The 18,237-nt window shown below is 65.7% G+C and carries 7 protein-coding genes; 6 read left to right on the top strand and 1 reads right to left on the bottom strand.

Translation table 11 applies throughout. The features are described 5' to 3' along the window. The first annotated feature begins 2 nt into the window (after positions 1–2). Genes ACN8M7_RS13690 through ACN8M7_RS13700 form a run of 3 tightly spaced genes read left to right on the top strand, consistent with a single transcriptional unit; the run spans position 3 to position 14,439 of the window. The gene (locus tag ACN8M7_RS13690) at positions 3–9,017 is read left to right on the top strand and encodes an amino acid adenylation domain-containing protein (RefSeq protein WP_490261111.1); all 9,015 of its coding nucleotides are present in this window, start codon (positions 3–5) and stop codon (positions 9,015–9,017) included. Further along, positions 9,014–12,796, top strand: coding sequence for a non-ribosomal peptide synthetase (locus ACN8M7_RS13695; protein WP_490261112.1), 3,783 nt, complete (start codon positions 9,014–9,016; stop codon positions 12,794–12,796). Before ACN8M7_RS13690 ends, ACN8M7_RS13695 begins: the two co-directional genes overlap by 4 nt. Then, positions 12,796–14,439: a cyclic peptide export ABC transporter gene (locus tag ACN8M7_RS13700; protein WP_490261113.1), complete on the top strand. Its 1,644-nt coding sequence runs from the start codon at positions 12,796–12,798 to the stop codon at positions 14,437–14,439. The genes ACN8M7_RS13695 and ACN8M7_RS13700 overlap by 1 nt, the downstream gene beginning before the upstream one ends. Before the next feature lie 4 nt (positions 14,440–14,443). Here ACN8M7_RS13700 and fhuF read toward each other — a convergent pair whose 3' ends face one another. Continuing rightward, a complete protein-coding gene (fhuF, locus tag ACN8M7_RS13705) occupies positions 14,444–15,169 on the bottom strand; it encodes a siderophore-iron reductase FhuF (RefSeq protein WP_490261114.1) in 726 nt (241 codons plus the stop codon). Between the two features lie 288 nt (positions 15,170–15,457). On the opposite strand from fhuF, the gene ACN8M7_RS13710 reads away from it, so the two are divergent. From ACN8M7_RS13710 to ACN8M7_RS13720, 3 genes are all read left to right on the top strand, one after another. Next, positions 15,458–15,673, top strand: coding sequence for an MbtH family protein (locus ACN8M7_RS13710; protein WP_490261115.1), 216 nt, complete (start codon positions 15,458–15,460; stop codon positions 15,671–15,673). Beyond that, the gene (locus tag ACN8M7_RS13715; protein WP_490261116.1) at positions 15,673–16,449 is read left to right on the top strand and encodes a thioesterase II family protein; all 777 of its coding nucleotides are present in this window, start codon (positions 15,673–15,675) and stop codon (positions 16,447–16,449) included. The genes ACN8M7_RS13710 and ACN8M7_RS13715 overlap by 1 nt, the downstream gene beginning before the upstream one ends. Positions 16,450–16,746: 297 nt before the next feature. After that, entirely contained in the window at positions 16,747–18,174 is a 1,428-nt protein-coding gene (locus tag ACN8M7_RS13720) for a diaminobutyrate--2-oxoglutarate transaminase (RefSeq protein WP_490261117.1), read from the top strand. Positions 18,175–18,237 lie beyond the last annotated feature (63 nt).

The raw sequence follows: 18,237 nt of genomic DNA on the forward strand, positions 1-18,237 counted from the left end.
AGATGAATGCGACCAACCAACAGGCCTTTGTCGAGATCGCCCAGCGCCTGGCCTCGCTGCCAGCGGACAAGAAGCAACTGTTCCGTCAGCGCCTGGCCGAGAAGGGCATCGATAGCTGGCGCCTGCCTATCGTCCCGGCCACTGGCGGGGAGGGGGCCGCGGTGCCGCTGGCCCATGCGCAACTGCGTTTTCTCTCCGCTGAGGCCCTGAGCAGCCGCGCGCTGTACAACCTCTGCTCGGTGCTGCGCTTCGATGGTCGGCTGGATCTGGCGTGCCTGCAGCAGGCCATGCAGCAACTGGTGGAGCGCCACGCCATCCTGCGCACCCGCTATCTGGCCGATGCCCATGGCCGCTTGCAGGCGCATTGCGAGCCCTGGACGGCGGGCCTACCAGCGGTCGAGCCGTTGCCGCCAGAAGCTATCGCTGACCCGCAGCAATCGTGCGCCGACGAGTACGCTCGGCAACTGGCCGAGCCCTTCGACCTGAGCCGCGAGATGCCCTGGCGCTGGCGCGCGTTCAGCGATGCTGAGCAGGGCAGCACCTGGCTGTTCTTCACCATCCACCACGTTGCCTACGACGCTTGGTCGGCCCAGCAACTGACCCGCGAACTGGCCGAGGGCTACCGCGCGCTGAGCCTGGGCGAACCCGCTCAGCAGCCATCGCTCAGCATCCAGTACGCCGACTACGCAGCCTGGGAGCACGAATGGTTAGCCAGCGACGCCTGCCGCCAGCAGCTCGATTACTGGCGCAACCAGTTGGCCGATGCGCCTGGCCCGTTGGCTCTGCCATACGACCACCCGCAGCCGCCGACCAACCAGCGCCGCCACAGTGGTGCAGTGCGAGTGCGTGAGCTGCCGGCTACCTTGTCGGCGCAGGTCGATAAGGCGATTCGTGAGCAGGGCGTGACCCTGTATATCTTCGGCCTGACGGCCTTCGCCTGCCTGCTGGCGCGCTACAGCGGCGAACGCGACCTGTGCCTGGGCACCTCGGTGGCACAACGCGATCGCCCCGAGCTGGCGCCGTTGATTGGGCCGCTGCTCAACACTCTGGTGTTGCGTCAACGCCTGGAGGATGACCCGGACTTTCGCAGTGCTCTGCTGCGCACCCGCGACAGTGTGGCAGCCGCCTTCGACCAGCAGACCCTGCCTTTCGAAAAGGTGCTCGAAGCCCTCGACCGGCCGCGCTCCAGCCCGTTGTTCCAGGCCATGTTCGTGCAGGTTGAGCTGCCGGAAAGCCGCACCCTGAGCTTGCCAGGCGTGAGCGTCGAGGTGCTCGACCCGCCGCAGCGCCATGCCCGGTTCGACCTTACCTTGCGCCTGCTGCGTTGCGCCGACCAGCGCCTGCGCTGCGAGCTGGAATACAGCGACGAGCTGTTCGAGGCCGCCACCATCGAGCAACTGCTCGACGATCTGCAGGCCATCCTGCAGGACGCATCAAGCAATCCCGAACGGCGTCTGTCGGCGTTGCGCCTGGCGTCACCGCGCAGCGAACTGCAGGGCCCCGCGCTGAACGCCAGCCCCGAGCCGCTGGACCGCCAGGTGCAGCAATGGGCCGCGCGTACGCCACAAGCGCCCGCCCTGTGCGAGGCCCGGCAGACGCTGGCCTATGGCGAGCTGGGCAATGCCGTGCAGGCCCTGGCGCTGCGCCTGGCCGAGCAGGGTGTCGAGCCCGGCCAGGTGGTGGCCCTGTGCATGCCGCGCAGCGCCAAGCAGGTGCTGGCGATGCTGGCCTGCTGGCAGCGTGGCGCGACTTGCCTGTTTCTCGATCCGGCACAGCCCGCGCAGCGTCTTGAGCAACTGCTTGCAAGCAGCGCGGCGAGCCTGCTACTGACCCTGGCCGAGGCGCCGGCGCTGAACGCCGCAGTGGCGCGCCTGCAACTGAGCGCCGCCGACCTTGCCGCGCCCGCCCCGCAGCAGCCGGTGGCCAGCCTTAGCCAGCCCGAGCAGGCCGCCTACCTGATCTACACCTCGGGCTCTACCGGCCAGCCCAAGGGCGTGCTGGTCAGCCATGCCAACCTGGCGCACTACGCCGCCGCCGTCAGCCAGCGTTTGCAGGCCAGTGCCGGCAGCTGTTGGGCGACCCTGGCCACGGTGGCCGCCGACCTCGGCCTGACCTGCGTATTCGCCGCCTTGCACTCAGGTGATCCGCTGATCCTGCCGGAGGCCGCGCTGGCCTTCGATCCACCGGGCTGGGCCGACTTCCTGGCGCAGCATCCCGTCGACTGCCTGAAGATCGCCCCCTCGCACCTGCGCGGCCTGCTGGCGCTGGATGCTGCCCAGCGCGTATTGCCTCGGCAACTGCTGATTCTCGGCGGTGAAGGCTTCGATGCGGCGCTGTTCGCCCGCATCCGCGAACTGGCGCCGGAGCTGCGCGTGTTCAACCACTATGGCCCGTCGGAAACCACCGTCGGCGTGGTCTGTGGTGAGGTGACGGAGGCCGGGCAGGGCGCTTACCTGCCGCTGGGCCAGCCATTGGCCGGTGCCGAGCTGCGTATCGTCGATGCGGCGGGCCAGCCGGTGCCGCGCGGCGTGGCCGGCGAGCTGCTGATCGGCGGCCCGCAGGTCGCCCAGGGCTATCTCGGCCAACCCGAAGCCACTGCCGCCGCCTTTATTGATAACGGCGAAGGTCGGCGTTTCTACCGCAGCGGGGATCGGGTACGCCTGGATCACCATGGGCGCTTGTCGTTCCTCGGGCGCCAGGACGACCAGGTGAAGATTCGCGGTTTCCGCGTCGAACCCGGCGAGGTCAGCGCCTGGCTGAGCCAACAATCGCTGGTGCGCGAAGCTGCCGTGCTGGCGCGCGAGATTCAGGGCCGTCTGCAACTGGTGGCCTATGTCGCGCCGCGCCTTACCCAAGATGAACTGAACGCCCTCCAGGCGCAGGCCAGGGCGCAACTGCCCGAACCGCTGCAACCGGCCTACTGGTCGAGCCTGGACGCTCTGCCACTGACCGCCAACGGCAAGCTGGATCGCCGTGCCTTGCCCGAGCCTGAAGCGAACGTGGTCGTGGATGAGAGCGGGCAGGCACCGCAGAGTGCCAGCGAGCAAGTGCTGGCTGCGCTCTGGAGTCAGGTGCTGGGCTGCGCCGCGGTCAGTCGTCAGGACGACTTCTTCGCCCTCGGTGGCGACTCGATTCTCAGCCTGCAACTGATCGGCTTGGCCGCTCGCCAGGGGCTCAAACTGCAACCGCGCGATGTGCTGCAGCAGTCGACGCTGGCAGCCATGGCGGCGAATGCCGACTGCCGCGCGCAGCCGCGCCTGGCCAGTATCCTGTCGGCCTTCCGTGAATTGCTCGGCCAGCCGCAACTGGGGCTGGACGACGACTTCTTCGCCGCTGGCGGCGATTCGATTCTCAGCCTGCAACTGATCGCCCGGCTGCGTCAGGCCGATCTGCGCCTGATGCCGCGCCAGTTGCTGGAAAACCCCACGCCACGGCAACTGGCGGCCGCGCTGGAGCCTGCGCCTGAACCCGCAGCGGCGCCGCCAGCACAGGTCAGCGCCGTGGCGCGCCTGTCTCATGCCCAGGAGCGGCTGTGGTTTATGCAGCAGCTCGAACCCGAAGCCACCGCCTACAACGTCACGCAACTGCTGGCCTTGCACGGCGAGCTGGATGTGCCACGCCTGCGCAGCGCCTGCTTGAGCCTGATCGAACGGCACGAAGCCCTGCGTTGCCGCTTCTTCGAGGACAACGGGCAGGTGCGTCAGCGCCTGGACACGGCGCCCGAGCCCAGCTTCGCCCTGCACGATCTGCGCGCATCGCCGGCAGAAGCGCGCGAGGCGGCGATTGCCCAGGCAGCGCAGCGGGTCTTCGACTTGGCCCAGGGGCCGCTGGTGGCCATCGACCTGTTCCAGCTCGCGGAAGACGACTACCGCCTGCTGTTCAACGCCCACCATATCGCCGTGGACGGCTGGTCCATGGGGCTGCTGGTGCAGGATCTGGCGGCTCTCTACGAAGGCCGTCAGTCCACTCCTAGACGTGGCCTGCTGCAGGTGATCGAAGCGCAGCGCCAGACGCTGGAAGGGGATGCCGGCCAGGCACTGCTGGATTACTGGCAGCAGCGCCTGCAGGGCTTGAGCGATGAGCCGCTGACCCTCAGTGAAAGCCCGCGCCCGGCACTGCAAGCCTATGCCGGCGCCCGTGAGCAGTTTCCATTGCCGGGCGAGCTGACCTCGGCACTCGCGGCCCGCGCCAGGCAGCTTGGGGTGACCCCCTTCGTGCTGTATTTCGCCGCGCAGCAACTGCTGCTGTGGAAACATTCCGGGCGCCGCGATTTCGCCATCGGCCTGCCGGTGTCCGGGCGCGAAGCGGCAGACAGCCAGGCGCTGGTCGGCCTGTTCGTCAACACTCTGGCCTACCGCGTGCAGCTTGAAGAGCGGGAAAGCCTGGAGCATTTCCTGCAGCGCCTTGGCCAGCGCCTGGCCGATGACAGGGCCCACGAGCAACTGCCCTTCGAGCGCCTGCTCGAGGTGCTCCAGGTCGAACGCAGCCTTGACCGCACGCCCTTGTTCCAGACCCTGTTCAACTATCAGGTGGATCACCTCGGCGAGCGCAACCTGCACCTGCCTGGCGTCACGGTCGCGCCCCTGGCGCTGCCGCAGGGCGCGGTCAGCGCCAAGTTCGACCTCACCTTCAACCTGTTCAGCCAGGGCCGTGGCGATGAGGCCAGTAGCCAACTGATAGTCGAATACGCCACCGCGCTGTTCGACCCGGCACGCATCCAGTGCCTGGTGGACGACTACCTGGGCGTGCTGGCCAGCCTGGCGCATCTGGATCTGCAGCGGCCGCTGCTGGACTTGCCCTTGGCGTCGGTCCAGCGTCTGTCGCGTGCTGGCGATGCTGCCGAGTTGGATGTCGAGGCAGATTTCGTGACCCGCTTCGAGCTGCAGGCCGCCTTGCATCCTGAGCGCACTGCGCTGTTCTGCCGCGACCGGCAACTGAACTACGGGCAGTTGCAGACGCAGGCCAACCAGCTTGCCCACTGGTTGCTGAGCCAGGGTGTAACGGCGGAATCGACTGTTGCCTTCTGCCTGCCGCGCGACGAGCGCCTGCTGGTCTGCCTGCTGGGCATCCAGAAGGCCGGGGCACAGTACCTGCCGCTCGACCCCAGCCATCCGCCTGCGCGGCAGGCGGCTATCCTGCAGCGGGCACGGCCGCACCTGTTGCTGTGCGAACGTGAGGATGAGCATTTTCCGGCCACGCTGCGTTGTCAGCGCTGGCAGGATCTGGCCTTGTCGGCGCAGCCGGCCCATGCACCGGCGCTGCCGAGGCACCTGCAGCAACTGGCCTACACCCTCTACACCTCCGGTTCCACCGGGCAGCCCAAGGGCGTGCAGGTCAGCCGGGGCAACTTCGCCAACTTCCTTCTGGCGATGGAGCGCGCCTTGCCGCTGGACGGCGTGCAGCGCTACCTGGCGCTGACCACCGTGACCTTCGATATCAGCGGCCTGGAGCTGTGCCTGCCGCTGGTACGCGGTGGCAGCGTGGTACTGGCCGATGACGAGCAACGCCAGGATCCGCTGCTGCTGGCACAACTGATCCGTGAGCGTGAGGTGGAGCTGATCCAGGCCACCCCAGCGACCTGGGCCATGCTGCTGCAGGGCGATCGCCAGGTGCTGGCCGGGCGTGTCGCTTTGGCCGGTGGCGAGGCGCTGGCGGCGGAAATGGCCGGCGAGCTGCGCCAAGTCGTGGGCTGCCTGATCAACGTCTACGGGCCGACCGAAACCAGTGTCTGGTCGACCCAAACGCCAGTGACTGAGCTGACTCAGCCGGTGGTGCCGATTGGCAGGCCGCTGCTAAACACGCGCTGCCATGTGCTCGACGAGTTCCTCTGCGAAGTCCCGCCGGGTCGTGTCGGCGAGTTGTATATCGCCGGAGACGGGCTGGCCCGTGGTTATGCCGAGCAGCCGGCGCTGAGCGCCGAGCGTTTTATCGCCGACCCGTTCGGCACAGGCGGGCGCCTGTACCGCACCGGTGATCTGGCGCGTTGGCAGGCCGACGGCCAGTTGTATTACCTGGGCCGCAGCGACGATCAGATCAAGCTGCGCGGCTTCCGTATCGAACTGGGCGAGATCGAGGCGGCGTTGCTCGCTCATCCCGATGTCGCCCAGGCGGTGGTGGCGGTGCAGGGCGAGCACCTGGCCGCGTTCTGGGTCGCGCAGGCTGGTGCCGAGCCGAGCGCAGACGCGCTGCGCGAGCATCTGCAGGAGCGCCTGCCGGTGTATATGCTGCCGACCCATCTGCAAGCGCTGGACGCATTGCCGCTCAACAGCAACGGCAAGGTGGATCGCAAGCAGTTGCCGCAGATGAGTGACGCGCCTCGCACGGCAAGCAGCGCACAGCGGCCGATGAGCGCCAGCGAGACGCTGCTGAGCGAGATCTGGGGGCAGGTGTTGCAGCTCGATGCGGTGCCGCTCGATGGGCACTTCTTCCAGCTTGGCGGGCATTCGCTGATGGCTGCGCAGGTGCGTTCGCGGTTGCGCGAGCAGGGCTTCGAGGTGCCGCTGCGCTGGCTGTTCGAGACGCCCTTGCTGACGGAACTGGCGGCGCGCCTGGAGACCCAGGCCGCCGCCATCGACCCGGCTGGCCTGCACATCGCGCAGGTTGATCAGCAATTCGATCAGCCGCTATCGCCTGCGCAGCAACGGGTCTGGCTGATGCAGCAACTGCAGCCGGATGACAGCAGCTTCAATATGAGCAACAACGTGCGTCTGCGTGGCCAGCTCGATGTCGAGGCGCTGCAGCGTGCCTTGCAGCGCGTGGTGCGTCGCCATGCGATCCTGCGCACCACCTACCACCAGCAGCAGGGCGAGGCGCGCCAGCGTATCCATGAGCAGTCGACGCTGACGTTGCAGCAGGTGAGCGTCAGCGAAGCACAGTGGACGCAGGCAGCCCATGAGCTGGCCACGCGGCCGTTCGAGCTAAGCAGCGAGGCGTCTCTGCGTGCGGTGCTGTATCGCCTGGGTGAGCAGGAGCATGTGCTGCAACTGGTGTTGCACCATATCGCCTCCGACGGCTGGTCCGGTTCGGTGTTGATCGGTGAGCTGGTCGAGGGCTACGAGGCTTATAGCCAGGGTCAGGCGCCGGTCGAGCAGGAACTGGAAATCCAGTACGTCGACTATGCCGCGTGGCAGGCTTCGCCCGCGCTGCGGGCTCGTCAGCGCCAGGGTCAGCAGTTCTGGCAACGCACCCTGGCCGGCATCCCAAGCCAGGTGCCATTGCCGTTCGACTTCCCGCGCGCCGAGGCTGACGCCAGTGCAGGAGCGGCCCTGGACTTCCAGTTGCCGGCGGCAACGCTGGCGCGTCTCGAGGTCTTGCAGCGCGACAGCGGGGTTTCTCTGTTCATGCTGTTGCTGACCGTGTATGCCACCGTGCTGCAACGCGAAACCCAGGGCCGCGATCTGGTCATCGGCACCGACGTGGCCAACCGCGAACACCCGGCCACCGAGGCGCTGATCGGCTTCTTCGTCAACCTGCTGGCGTTGCGCATCCGCGTGCAGCCGGAGCTGAGCTTCCGTGAGCAGGCGGCACTGGTGCGCGATGTCTGCCTGGATGCCTTCGCCTGGCAGGACACGCCGTTCGAGCAGGTGGTCGAAGGTCTCGATCTGCCGCGCGTGGCCAACCAGCATCCGTTGCTGCAGACGCTCTTCGTTCTCGACAACACGCCGCGTCAGCCACGCCGCCTCGGCGACCTCGAGGTGACGCCGCTGACGGGTGAACAACACCATTCCAAGTTCGATATGGCGCTGTTCGCCAGTGCCGACGGCGATGCCCTCAGCCTGCGCTGGGTGTACCGCACCAGCCTGTTCCGCACGGCCACCATCGAGCGTTTGCGCGACAACTTCCTGGCGCTGCTCGACGCTGCGCTGGGTGCGCCAGACAGCCCTATCGACGCCTTACCTCTGCCTTCCAAGGGAGCCGCTGCCATGTCCACCGCTACGGACAATCCGCTGCAACGCAAGATGAGCAAACTCGGCAAGATGCGCCAGAGCGGTCCGGCTGCCGCTGCCACACCGATCGAAACCCGGCCACTGCGCGCGGACTCCAGCTTCCCGCTGCTGGTGCAGTTGCGCGATCGCGAACTGGCGCCAGCGGTGTGGGCCGAAGCCAATCGCGAGAAAGTGGAAGGTTGGCTGCGCGAACACGGTGGGATTCTCTTTCGCGGCTTCGATCTGCCGACCCCGGCGGACTTCGAGCAGTTCTGCCAGGCGCTGTGCCCGGAGTTGTACGGCCAGTACGGCGATCTGCCGAAGAAGGAGGGCGGCAACAAGATCTACAAGTCCACGCCCTATCCGAAAGACCGCATGATCCTGTTCCACAACGAGAGCGCCCACCAGCATCGCTGGCCGCGTCGGCAGTGGTTCTATTGCGAGACGCCGGCTGCCAGCGGCGGCGCCACGCCCATAGTCGACAGCCGTGAGGTGTACCGCGAACTGCCTGCCTGGCTGCAGAACAAGCTGCGCCGCAAGCAATTGATGTACGTGCGCAATTTCAGCGCCAGCCTGGATGTCAGCTGGCAGCACTTCTTCCAGACCGAGGAGCGTGCCGAGGCCGAGCGCATCTGCCGCGAGGGCGGCATCGATTTCGAGTGGCGCGGCGCCAACGAATTGCACACGCGCCAGGTATGCCCCGCGGTGATCCTGCATCCGCTGACTGGCGATGCCAGCTTCTTCAACCAGATCCAGCTCTACCATCCGGCGTTTCTCGATGCCGATATCCGTGAGCAGTTCCTCAAGGGGCGCGACAGCGTGCTGCCCCGGCAGGTGTTCTATGGCGATGGCAGCGAGCTGGAAGAGGCCGCCATCGAGGCGATCAGCGCTGCCTACGAGCGCTGCGCGGTGCGTTTCGACTGGCAGCGCGGCGATGTGGTGATGCTCGACAACATGCTGGCTGCCCATGCCCGCGACCCCTTCGAGGGCGAGCGGCGCATCGTCGTCGCCATGGGCGATATCTATCGCCGCGATCAGGTGGCGGCCGCACCGGCCATGGCCGAGGAAAACACTTTGGAGATGACACCATGATGGATCTTGGTCTGCCGCTTTCCCCGGCCCAGAAGCAACTGGCCGAGGCCAACCCGCAGGCGTATCGCTGGGTGCGCATGGCGCTCGCCGGCGTTGCCCCGGAGCGGGTCGAACAATGTCTGCGTGATCTGCTGAACAGCCATGAGGCGCTGCGCCTGCGCTACCAGCGCCCGCTCGGCGCCACTGGCCTGCGCCAGCGCGTAGCCGAGCCCGGCGAATTGCGCCTGGATTGGCGCCAGGCGGATGCCGGTGTCGATGCGGCGGCCTGGCAGCGCGAGGCCCAGGCCCAGTGCCAGGCGCAGCAACCCGATCTGCTGGCCTGGTGGCGCGACGAGCAGCTATGGCTGGCACTGCCGGCCTACTCGCTGGATCTGCGCAGCCTCGAGCAACTGCGCCTTGAGCTGCTGGGACAGGGCGCGGCATTGCAGGCCGAGCCGATGCAGTACAGCGATTACGCCGAGTGGATCGCCGGCCTGCAACTGGACGAGGACGCCGAGCAGGGCATGCAGTTCTGGCGCAACCTGGCCCTGCAGGAGGTGCCGGGGCTGCGTCTGATCGAACGCTATGGCATGGCCAGCGGTGCCCGTGGCTGCGTGCAGCAGGCGCTCGAACCTGCTTTGTGCGGTGCCGTGCAGGCACTGGCCGAGGGCGAAGCGCTGGCCGTCGAGCCGCTCGCCCTGGCAGCCTGGGGTGCCTTGCTCGGCCGCCTGAACGGTCAGCGCCATGCGCAACTGGGCCTGCAGCACGACCCGCGTGACGACTATGAGCAACTGCAGGGCGCCTACGGGCTGTTCGAGCAGACCCTGCCCATGCAGGTGCATCTGTCCGAGCACACCAGCTGGGTCAGCCTGGCCCGGCAACAGGCCCGGCAATTGGAAAACGCCGTGCTCTGGCAGGAGTACCTCGGCCAGGCCGAGCTGCTGCCGGAGTGGCGCGCCAGCTATCAGGCCGGCTTGCGCGTGCAGCAGGTCAGTGAGGTGCAAGGGCTACAGGCCTTGTCCTTCGACACGCCGGTGGAGCTGCAACTGCAATGGTTGCTGGATGAATCCGGCCAGGGCCAGTTGGCGCTGGTGTACGACAGCGGGCTGTATCGCCGTGAGCAGATGCAACTCCTGCTGCGCCGCTACGTGCATTGGATCGGGCAACTGCTGCAGGCGCCGCAAGCGCCGCTGGACAGCCTGGACGCCTTGCTGGCGGAGGAGGCGCAACCGGCGGCAACTGTCGGGGAGCTGCCAGTGGACGTGGATATCGTCGAGCGCTTCCGTGCCCATGCGCGCAACCAGCCGCACAGCCCGGCGCTGTGCGATGGTCGGCAGGTGCTGTCTTACGCGGAGCTGGACGAGCTGAGCGAGCGGGTGGCCGGCAGCCTGCAGCAGGCTGGCGTTGGCCCAGATCAGGTGGTGGCGCTGCTGCTGCCGCGCGGCGCGCAGATGCTGGTGGCCATGCTCGCCTGCTTCAAGGCCGGCGCGGCCTACCTGCCGCTGGATCCGGCGTTGCCGCCGCTACGCCTGGCCAGCATTCTCGACGATGCCAAGCCAGCGCTTGTGCTGCATCTGGAGGAGTCGAGCCTGGCCTGCGAGGTGCCCAGCCTGATCTGGTCTAAGGCCAGCAGCGCTGCACCACTCGCTGCGCCCGTGGTCAGCGCGCCGCAGCACCTGGCTTATGTGCTCTACACCTCGGGCACCAGTGGCAAGCCCAAGGGCGTGCAGATCGAGCAGGGGCAGCTACGCCATTATGCGAGTCAGATAACCCATGCCCTGGATTTGCCGGCCGGCGCGCACTACGGGCTGGTGTCGTCGCTGCTCGCCGACCTGGGCAACACCGTGCTGTACCCGGCGTGGTTGCAGGGCGGCTGCGTGCACCTGCTGAGCCAGGCCAGCGTCACCGATGCGCAGGCCTTCGCCGAGGCGCTGCGCGAGCATCCGCTGGATGTGCTGAAGATCGTTCCGTCGCACCTTGAGGCATTGATCGGCGAGCATCCGCTGGAAGGTGTGCTGCCCCGTAAGGTGCTGGTGCTTGGCGGCGAAGCGGTGGGTGAGAGCCTGCTGGCGCGCCTGGCACAGGCAGGAGCTGGCTGCCGCCTGTACAACCACTACGGGCCGAGCGAAACCACGGTAGGCGTGCTCTGGCGCGCCATCGACAGCGGACAGGGGGCGAGCGGCACGGCCTTGAACCAGGTGCTTGGCAACAACCGCATTTACCTGCTCGACGAACGACAGCGCCCGGTGCCCTGCGGGCAGGCGGGCGAGTTGTGCGTGGCCGGGGCCAGTGTCGGCCGTGGCTACCTGGGCAATGTCGGCAGCTCGGCATTCGGCCGCGATCCGCTGTCCGGCACGCGCCTGTATCGCACCGGTGACCTGGCCTTGCGCCAGGCCGATGGCGCCTTGCGCATCCTGGGGCGCAACGATCAGCAGGTGAAGATTCGCGGTTTCCGTCTGGAACTGGCGGAGGTCGAACAGGCCTTGCGTGGCCTGCCGGGCGTGCAGCAGGCAGCGGTGCTGCTCGATGGCGAGCGCCTGCTGGCCTTCATCGTGGAGGAGGAGGGGCAGAGCCGGGCAACCAACCTGTTGCGCGACGACCTGGCCCGGCAACTGCCGGACTACATGCTGCCCGCCGGCATCTTCGCGTTGAAAGCCCTGCCGCTGAACAGCAATGGCAAGCTCGATCGCCAGACGCTATTGGAGCGTGCCCGGCAGCGCATGCAGGGCGCGCGGGTGGCCCCGGTCGGCGAGCTGGAGAGCGAGGTACTGGAAATCTGGTGCCGCGTGCTGGGTGTCGAGGATCTCGGCGTGACCGACAACTTCTTCGCCATGGGCGGGCATTCCCTGGCGGCGATCAAGGTGGTGGCGCTGATTCGCGAGCAACTGGGGCTCAACCCGCCAACCAATCTGCTGTTCGAGCGGCAGACCGTGCGCGAACTGGTGCAGAGCCTCGATCAGGGCGCGAGTGGCGAGGGCTGGCAGGTGCTGAACGAGGTGGCCGGTGATGCGCCTGCCTTGCTCCTGGTGCATGGCGCGGAAGGCCACCTGAAAGACTACCGACCGTTGCTGAAACACCTGGGCGAAAGCCAGGCCGCTTATGGCTTGACGGCATTTGACGAGGGTTGGCAAAGCAAGGATCTGAACGCGCTGCTGCAGCGCTATGTGCAGAGCATTCCCGAGTCGCTCAAGCAGCGGCCGCTGGTGCTGCTCGGCTGGTGCCTGGCGTCGCGCCTGGCGCTGCTGTTGACGGCGCATCTGCAGGCCGCAGGCTTCAACGTCCAGGCCCTGGCGGTGGTGGACCATGATGCGCAGCGCAGCCTGGCTGGCGATGGCGACGAGAGTGGGCAGTTGCTCGCCGACCTGGTGTTCCTGTGTGGCAGCCGTGCGCGGCCGCTTGGCGATACCTTGCGCGAGCGTCTGGCCCGGCAACTGGTCGATTGCGATTATGCCGAGGGCGTGGCCCGCCTGCTGGCCGACGCCGAAGTGCGCGAGCATCTGCAGTGGGAGGGCGCTGAGGCCGAGTTGCAGGCCGCGATGGTGCGCTACCGGACGATCAAGACGCGCCTGTACGAACAGGCCTTACCGGTGGTCGACGTGCCCATCTGGCTGTGGCGCAGCAATGCCCACGGCGACCTGCGCGCCGCCTGGCAGGCGCACACACGCAAGGCGCTGCATTATCGGAGCCTGGATGTCGGCCATCATGCGATCCTTGCCGAGCCGCGTCTGAGTGCAGAACTGTTGTCCTTGCTGGCGCCAAGCACTGCGCCGCAACACCAAGCCGAGAGGGTGCCTGACTGATGATGTTATTGAAGGAGCTGCTGATTGACGCGCGCTGGCGCATTTTCCTGGCGGTGCTGTGCAGTGCCTTGAGTGCGGCGTGCAGCATCGGTCTGATCGGCTATATCAACCGCAGCCTGGAGCAGGGGCTGGATGACCTGAGCCAGGCGCTGGCGCTGTTCGCCGGCCTGCTGTTGCTGCTGTTCGTCAGCGGTACCCTGGCCCAGTGGCTGCTGGTGCAGATTGGCCATCGCCTGGTCTATCAGTTGCGCCTGCGTCTGGTCGGCAAGGTGCTCGGCACTGCGCTGGAGCGCATCGAGCGACTGGGCAGCCCGCGCATCTACAACGCCCTGACCAAGGACGTGACCACCGTGGCCACGGCCTTTAAACAATTGCCGATCTCCCTGTACAACGGCCTGCTGCTGCTGGCAGGCCTGGCTTACATGGCCTGGCTGAGCCTGCCGTTCTTCGCCCTGACCCTGGCGGTGATCGCCTTCGGTGTAGCGCTCGACGTGCTGCTTGGGCGCAAGGTCAAGCGCCTGATGCAGCAGGTGCGGCAGCAGGACGACCGCTTGACCGAGCAGTTCGAGGCGACCATCAGCGGCCGCTGCGAACTGGCCTTGAGCCGCGAGCGTCGGCAACTGCTGTACAACCAGCGCCTGGAGCCGATCGCGAAGGCTTCGCTGCAGGCCTCTGTACGCGCCGATACCCTGTGGGCGATCAACCTGAACTGGACCTCGCTGCTGGTGTTCGTGCTGATCGGTACACTGTTCTTCCTCGGTCAGGGCTTCGGGCTGTTGAGCCAGCAGGTGGTGGTGGGCTACGTGCTGGCGATCATGTTTCTGCGTACGCCGATCTCGATGATTCTCGATGCCGTCCCGGCGGTAATTCGCGGCCATGTGGCGCTGCAGGCCATCGATGACCTGGCCCTGGGCGAGACGGTGCACTTCACCTTGCCGCCCAAGGCCGCCGAGCCTTTTCGTGAGTTGCGCTTGAGCAACGTGCAATACCGCTACCCCGGGCAGAGCGACGAATTCGCCTTCCAGCTGGGGCCCATTGACCTGCACGTACGCCGTGGCGAACTGATCTTCATCGTCGGCGGCAATGGCAGTGGCAAGTCGACCCTGGCCAAGCTGCTGACCGGACTCTACCTGCCCAGCGCGGGGACGGTCTCGCTCAATGGCGTGACGCTGGATGCTGCGCACGGCGAGTGGCACCGCGAGCATTTCGCGGCGATCTTTGCCGACTTCTACCTGTTCGCCGATGTACTCGGTGAGAACGGCCAGCTCGATGGGCTGGAGGAGCGGGTCGATCATTACCTGCAACGCCTGGGGCTGGCGCACAAGGTGCGGTTCGTCGACGGGCGTTTGTCCACCACGGCGCTGTCCCAGGGGCAGCGCAAGCGCCTGGCCCTGCTGTTGCTGATGATGGAGGGCCGCGAGGTGCTGCTGCTCGACGAGTGGGCGGCGGATCAGGATCCGGTGTTCCGCCACGTCTTCTACCACGAGCTGCTGCCCGAATTGCAGGCCGCCGGCAAGACAGTCATCGCCATCAGTCACGATGACCGCTACTTCGACGTGGCCGATCGTATCTACCGCCTCGACTACGGCCAACTGGTGGATTACGACCGCAGCAGCGAGAGCCCTTTCCAGGTGGTCAGGTAGTGGGTTACTCGGGCGTCTTGTCGCGATCGAGCGGGCAACTGCTGCAATAGTCGATGCCGGGCAGGCGGTAGCGAATGCAGCAGATACGCCGTAGCCGCTGCGGTTCGCTGGCGCCGACGTCCTTGTAGTACACCGGGGCGAACAGCGGGTTGCGTCGACCATCGGGGCGCAGGCGGCTTTCCAGCACGGCTCTGGCCGGGGCGGAGCAGCCGGCCAGAGCCAGTGGATGCAGTTCGATTTGTGTGGTGGCGAATTCGAAGAGGTTGCCGGCGTTGCTCCAGAACAGTCGTGGCGAGGCTTTCGAGACGCTGGCCATTACCTCGATCACCGGTTCCAGATGGCCTTGTATCAAGGTGCTGAAGCGCTCAAAGGACGAGCAGGGCGGCAGACAGCTGCCGTCATGGGGCAAACGTAGGCCAAGCGGTTTGCCTTCTGCCGAGAGGGCGACGCCGACATCGCTCAGGGCGATAGGCAACTCGCGCTGCAAGAGCAGGTTGGCCGCCACGGTGGGGGCCAGGAAGCAGAAATACCATTTCGACCAGATAGAGGTCAGTGCCAGCAGATCGTCGCTGCCATGGCGGGCTGCCAGCTCACGAATGAACTCAGCGAAATAGTCCGGCTGAAACAGTTGCGAGCCGGAAATTGCCTGCTGTTGATCACTGGCCAGTTGCAGGTTTTCCCCATAGGCAGCCAGCGGGCCGCTGAACAGCGGGGCAAGACTGTCGATCATCAGAGGCGCTCGTTGCCGCCGCAAGGCCGCGTTGGAGGTTGGTCGAGAGGGGAATGGGTTATCTGAACCATGTTTGATACTTGCTGCTGAGACTCGTTATCACTTGAGGTGGCGGCAGTATAAACACACCTCATCCTGCAAGCGAACCGGACAGTGCTGCCGGGGTGAGAGGAACGTCAAATTTGGTTAATGATAATTGTTATTAACTGTATTATTCTGCGTGCGCTCGCATGGTGATCAATCGATGGCCGCGAGCATTCGCATCGTCAGCTGAAAACGGAGTGAAACATGAGTCTGGACAGTCCTGAAACGCGCTTCCTGGTTGTGGTCAACGCTGAAGAGCAATACTCCATCTGGCCCGAGTACAAGGAGATACCGCAAGGCTGGCAGCAAGCCGGCAAGCAGGGCAGCAAGCAAGAGTGCCTGGCCTATATCGAATCGGTGTGGACCGACATGCGTCCGCTCAGTCTGCGTCAAGCCATGCAGGGGCAGGAACGCGGCTGATGCCTCGCTCATCCAACCCCTGGTTTTCATTCTTGCCTGGCAGTAGCCAGTCGCCTGCGCTGCGGCTTTATTGCTTTCCCTATGCGGGGGCGGGGCATACGGTTTTTCAGCATTGGCGCGCCGGCCTGCCGAGCGAGATTGAGCTGGCTCTGGTCAAGTTGCCGGGGCGCGGCGCGCGCTTCGGCGAGCCTCGCGCCACTTCGTTGGCCGACTTGGCTGAAGCGCTGGCCGTAGCGGTTGCCCAGGCCAGCGCCGATGGCATTCCCTTCGCGTTCTTCGGCCACAGCATGGGGGCATTGCTGGCATTCGAGACCGCGCGCCAACTGCTTCGGCAGAGGCTGTCGCCAGCCCAGTTGCTGGTTTCTGCGCGCACGGCGCCGCTCGCCCATGGTTGGCGCGAGCGGGTGGCGGATCTGCCGCAGGCGCAATTTCTCGAGATCATCCGTGGCATGAACGGTTTGCCTCAGGAGTTGCTCGACAATCCTGAGTGGGTCGATCTGTTTTTGCCGATCATCCGCGATGATTTCGCGCTGTGCGAAGACTATTGCTACCACCCAGCGCCGCAGTTGTCGTGCCCCATTCACGTGCTGGCCGGAGAAACCGACGCCAGCGTGCCTCTATCGCTGCTCGATGGATGGGCTCAGGAAAGCCACGCCGAGTGTCGGACATGGCTGTTTCCCGGCGGGCACTTCTATCTGTTCGAGCAGGAAACCGAGTTGCTTGAGCTTGTACAGCGTCTGCTTGTGAGCGAGCCGCTGCGGCAGGCCGTCAACTGAGATCAGTCCTCTCATTCAGCCTTGCCGCTACCGCTCAGTCAGTCGTGTCAGTTGTATGGCGCGCTGATCGCGGGCGCCAGGGCATCTCGAATCGGAGCAAGGCGCGGCTTGTGGTTGTGACGCAGTGCCTGTGCCGCGTTTGATTAATATAATGATAGTAATTATCATTCATGACTTGCTAGAAGTGTGCGGGGGGCATTGCTGAGGGCCGATCAGCCGCACCGCCGTGCTGCTTTCTGCTCAATCCAGCGCTGTCTGTCAGATCACGCGCCATTTGCGCGTCACGAGGATGCACTCATGAATGCGATCACCCCTATTTACACCACGACGATTGTCGATCTACAGAGCCGGCACAGCGGGCTTCGCCAGCGCTATTGCCTCGACAGCACACCGGCGTTGCAGCGGCAAGAACAGCGCGAGTCCAACGCGCGCAGCTACCCGCGGCGCATACCGCTGGAGCTGAAGCGCGCACAGGGTGTTTATGTCGAGGACTCGCGTGGGCAGGTCTACATCGACTGCCTGGCTGGCGCTGGCACGCTGGCGCTGGGGCACAATCATCCGGTGGTGGTGGAGGCGATCCAGCGAACCCTGGCATCGGGCATTCCACTGCATACGCTGGATTTGAGCACGCCGATCAAGGATGCCTTCGTGCAGACCCTGTTCGACCTGTTGCCGGGCGATTTCGCCAAGGATGCGCGCGTTCAGTTCTGCGGTCCGACCGGTGCGGATGCGGTGGAGGCCGCGCTCAAGCTGTCGCGTACGGCAACGGGACGGCACAGCGTGCTGGCGTTTCATGGTGCTTACCATGGCATGACCCTTGGTACGCTCTCGATCAGCGGCAATCTCGGGCCAAAGAGCGCGCTGGGCGGGTTGCTCTCCGGCGTGCAGTTCCTGCCTTATCCGCATGACTATCGCTGCCCGTTCGGCCTCTCCGGTGAGCAGTCGATCGATGCCAACCTGCATTACATCCGCCACCTGCTGAGCGATCCGGAAAGCGGCGTGACTCAGCCGGCGGCGATGATTCTGGAAACGGTGCAGGGTGAGGGCGGGGTGATTCCCGCGCCTGATCGTTGGCTACAGGGACTGCGAGCGATTACCCGCGAACATGGCATTCCCCTGATTCTCGACGAGATCCAATGTGGCATCGGGCGCACTGGCGATCTCTTCGCCTTCGAACGCAGCACTATCACCCCTGACGTGATGACGCTCTCGAAGGCCATTGGCGGAGGGTTGCCACTTTCTGTGGTGGTCTACCGTGGCGAGTTCGACCAATGGCAACCAGGCGCTCATGCCGGTACGTTCCGTGGCAACCAGTTGGCCATGGCTGCAGGCGATGCCACCTTGCGCTTCATGCAACGCGAAGGCATCACCAGCCATGTGCGCGGCGTCGGCGCTCGCTTGATTACGCTATTGCAGGGCTTGCAGGCTGAGTTCGACTGGGTTGGCGATGTGCGTGGGCGAGGTCTGATGTTGGGTATGGAAATCGTCGATCCAGCTCGCAGTGACGGCGCTGGCCTGCCGCTGGCCGATGGCGAGCGCGCGCGCAAATTTCAGCGTGCCTGTCTGGAGCGCGGCTTGATCGTGGAGTTGGGCGGGCGGCATGGGGCGACCGTCAGATTCCTGCCGCCGCTGATCATCAGCGAGGCCGAGATCGAACAGGTCGGGCAGATTCTCTATCAGGCCGCCCAGTCTGTTCAGGGGTTTGCTCTGGCTGCGCAGCAGTGAGCCGCGTTCGACAAGATTGTGCGCGATAGAGAGAAGGCTTGTGCACTGCACAAGCCTTCTTGC

Origin of the sequence: Pseudomonas spartinae, from assembly GCF_965197125.1 — a bacterium.
Classification (GTDB): domain Bacteria; phylum Pseudomonadota; class Gammaproteobacteria; order Pseudomonadales; family Pseudomonadaceae; genus Aquipseudomonas; species Aquipseudomonas composti_A.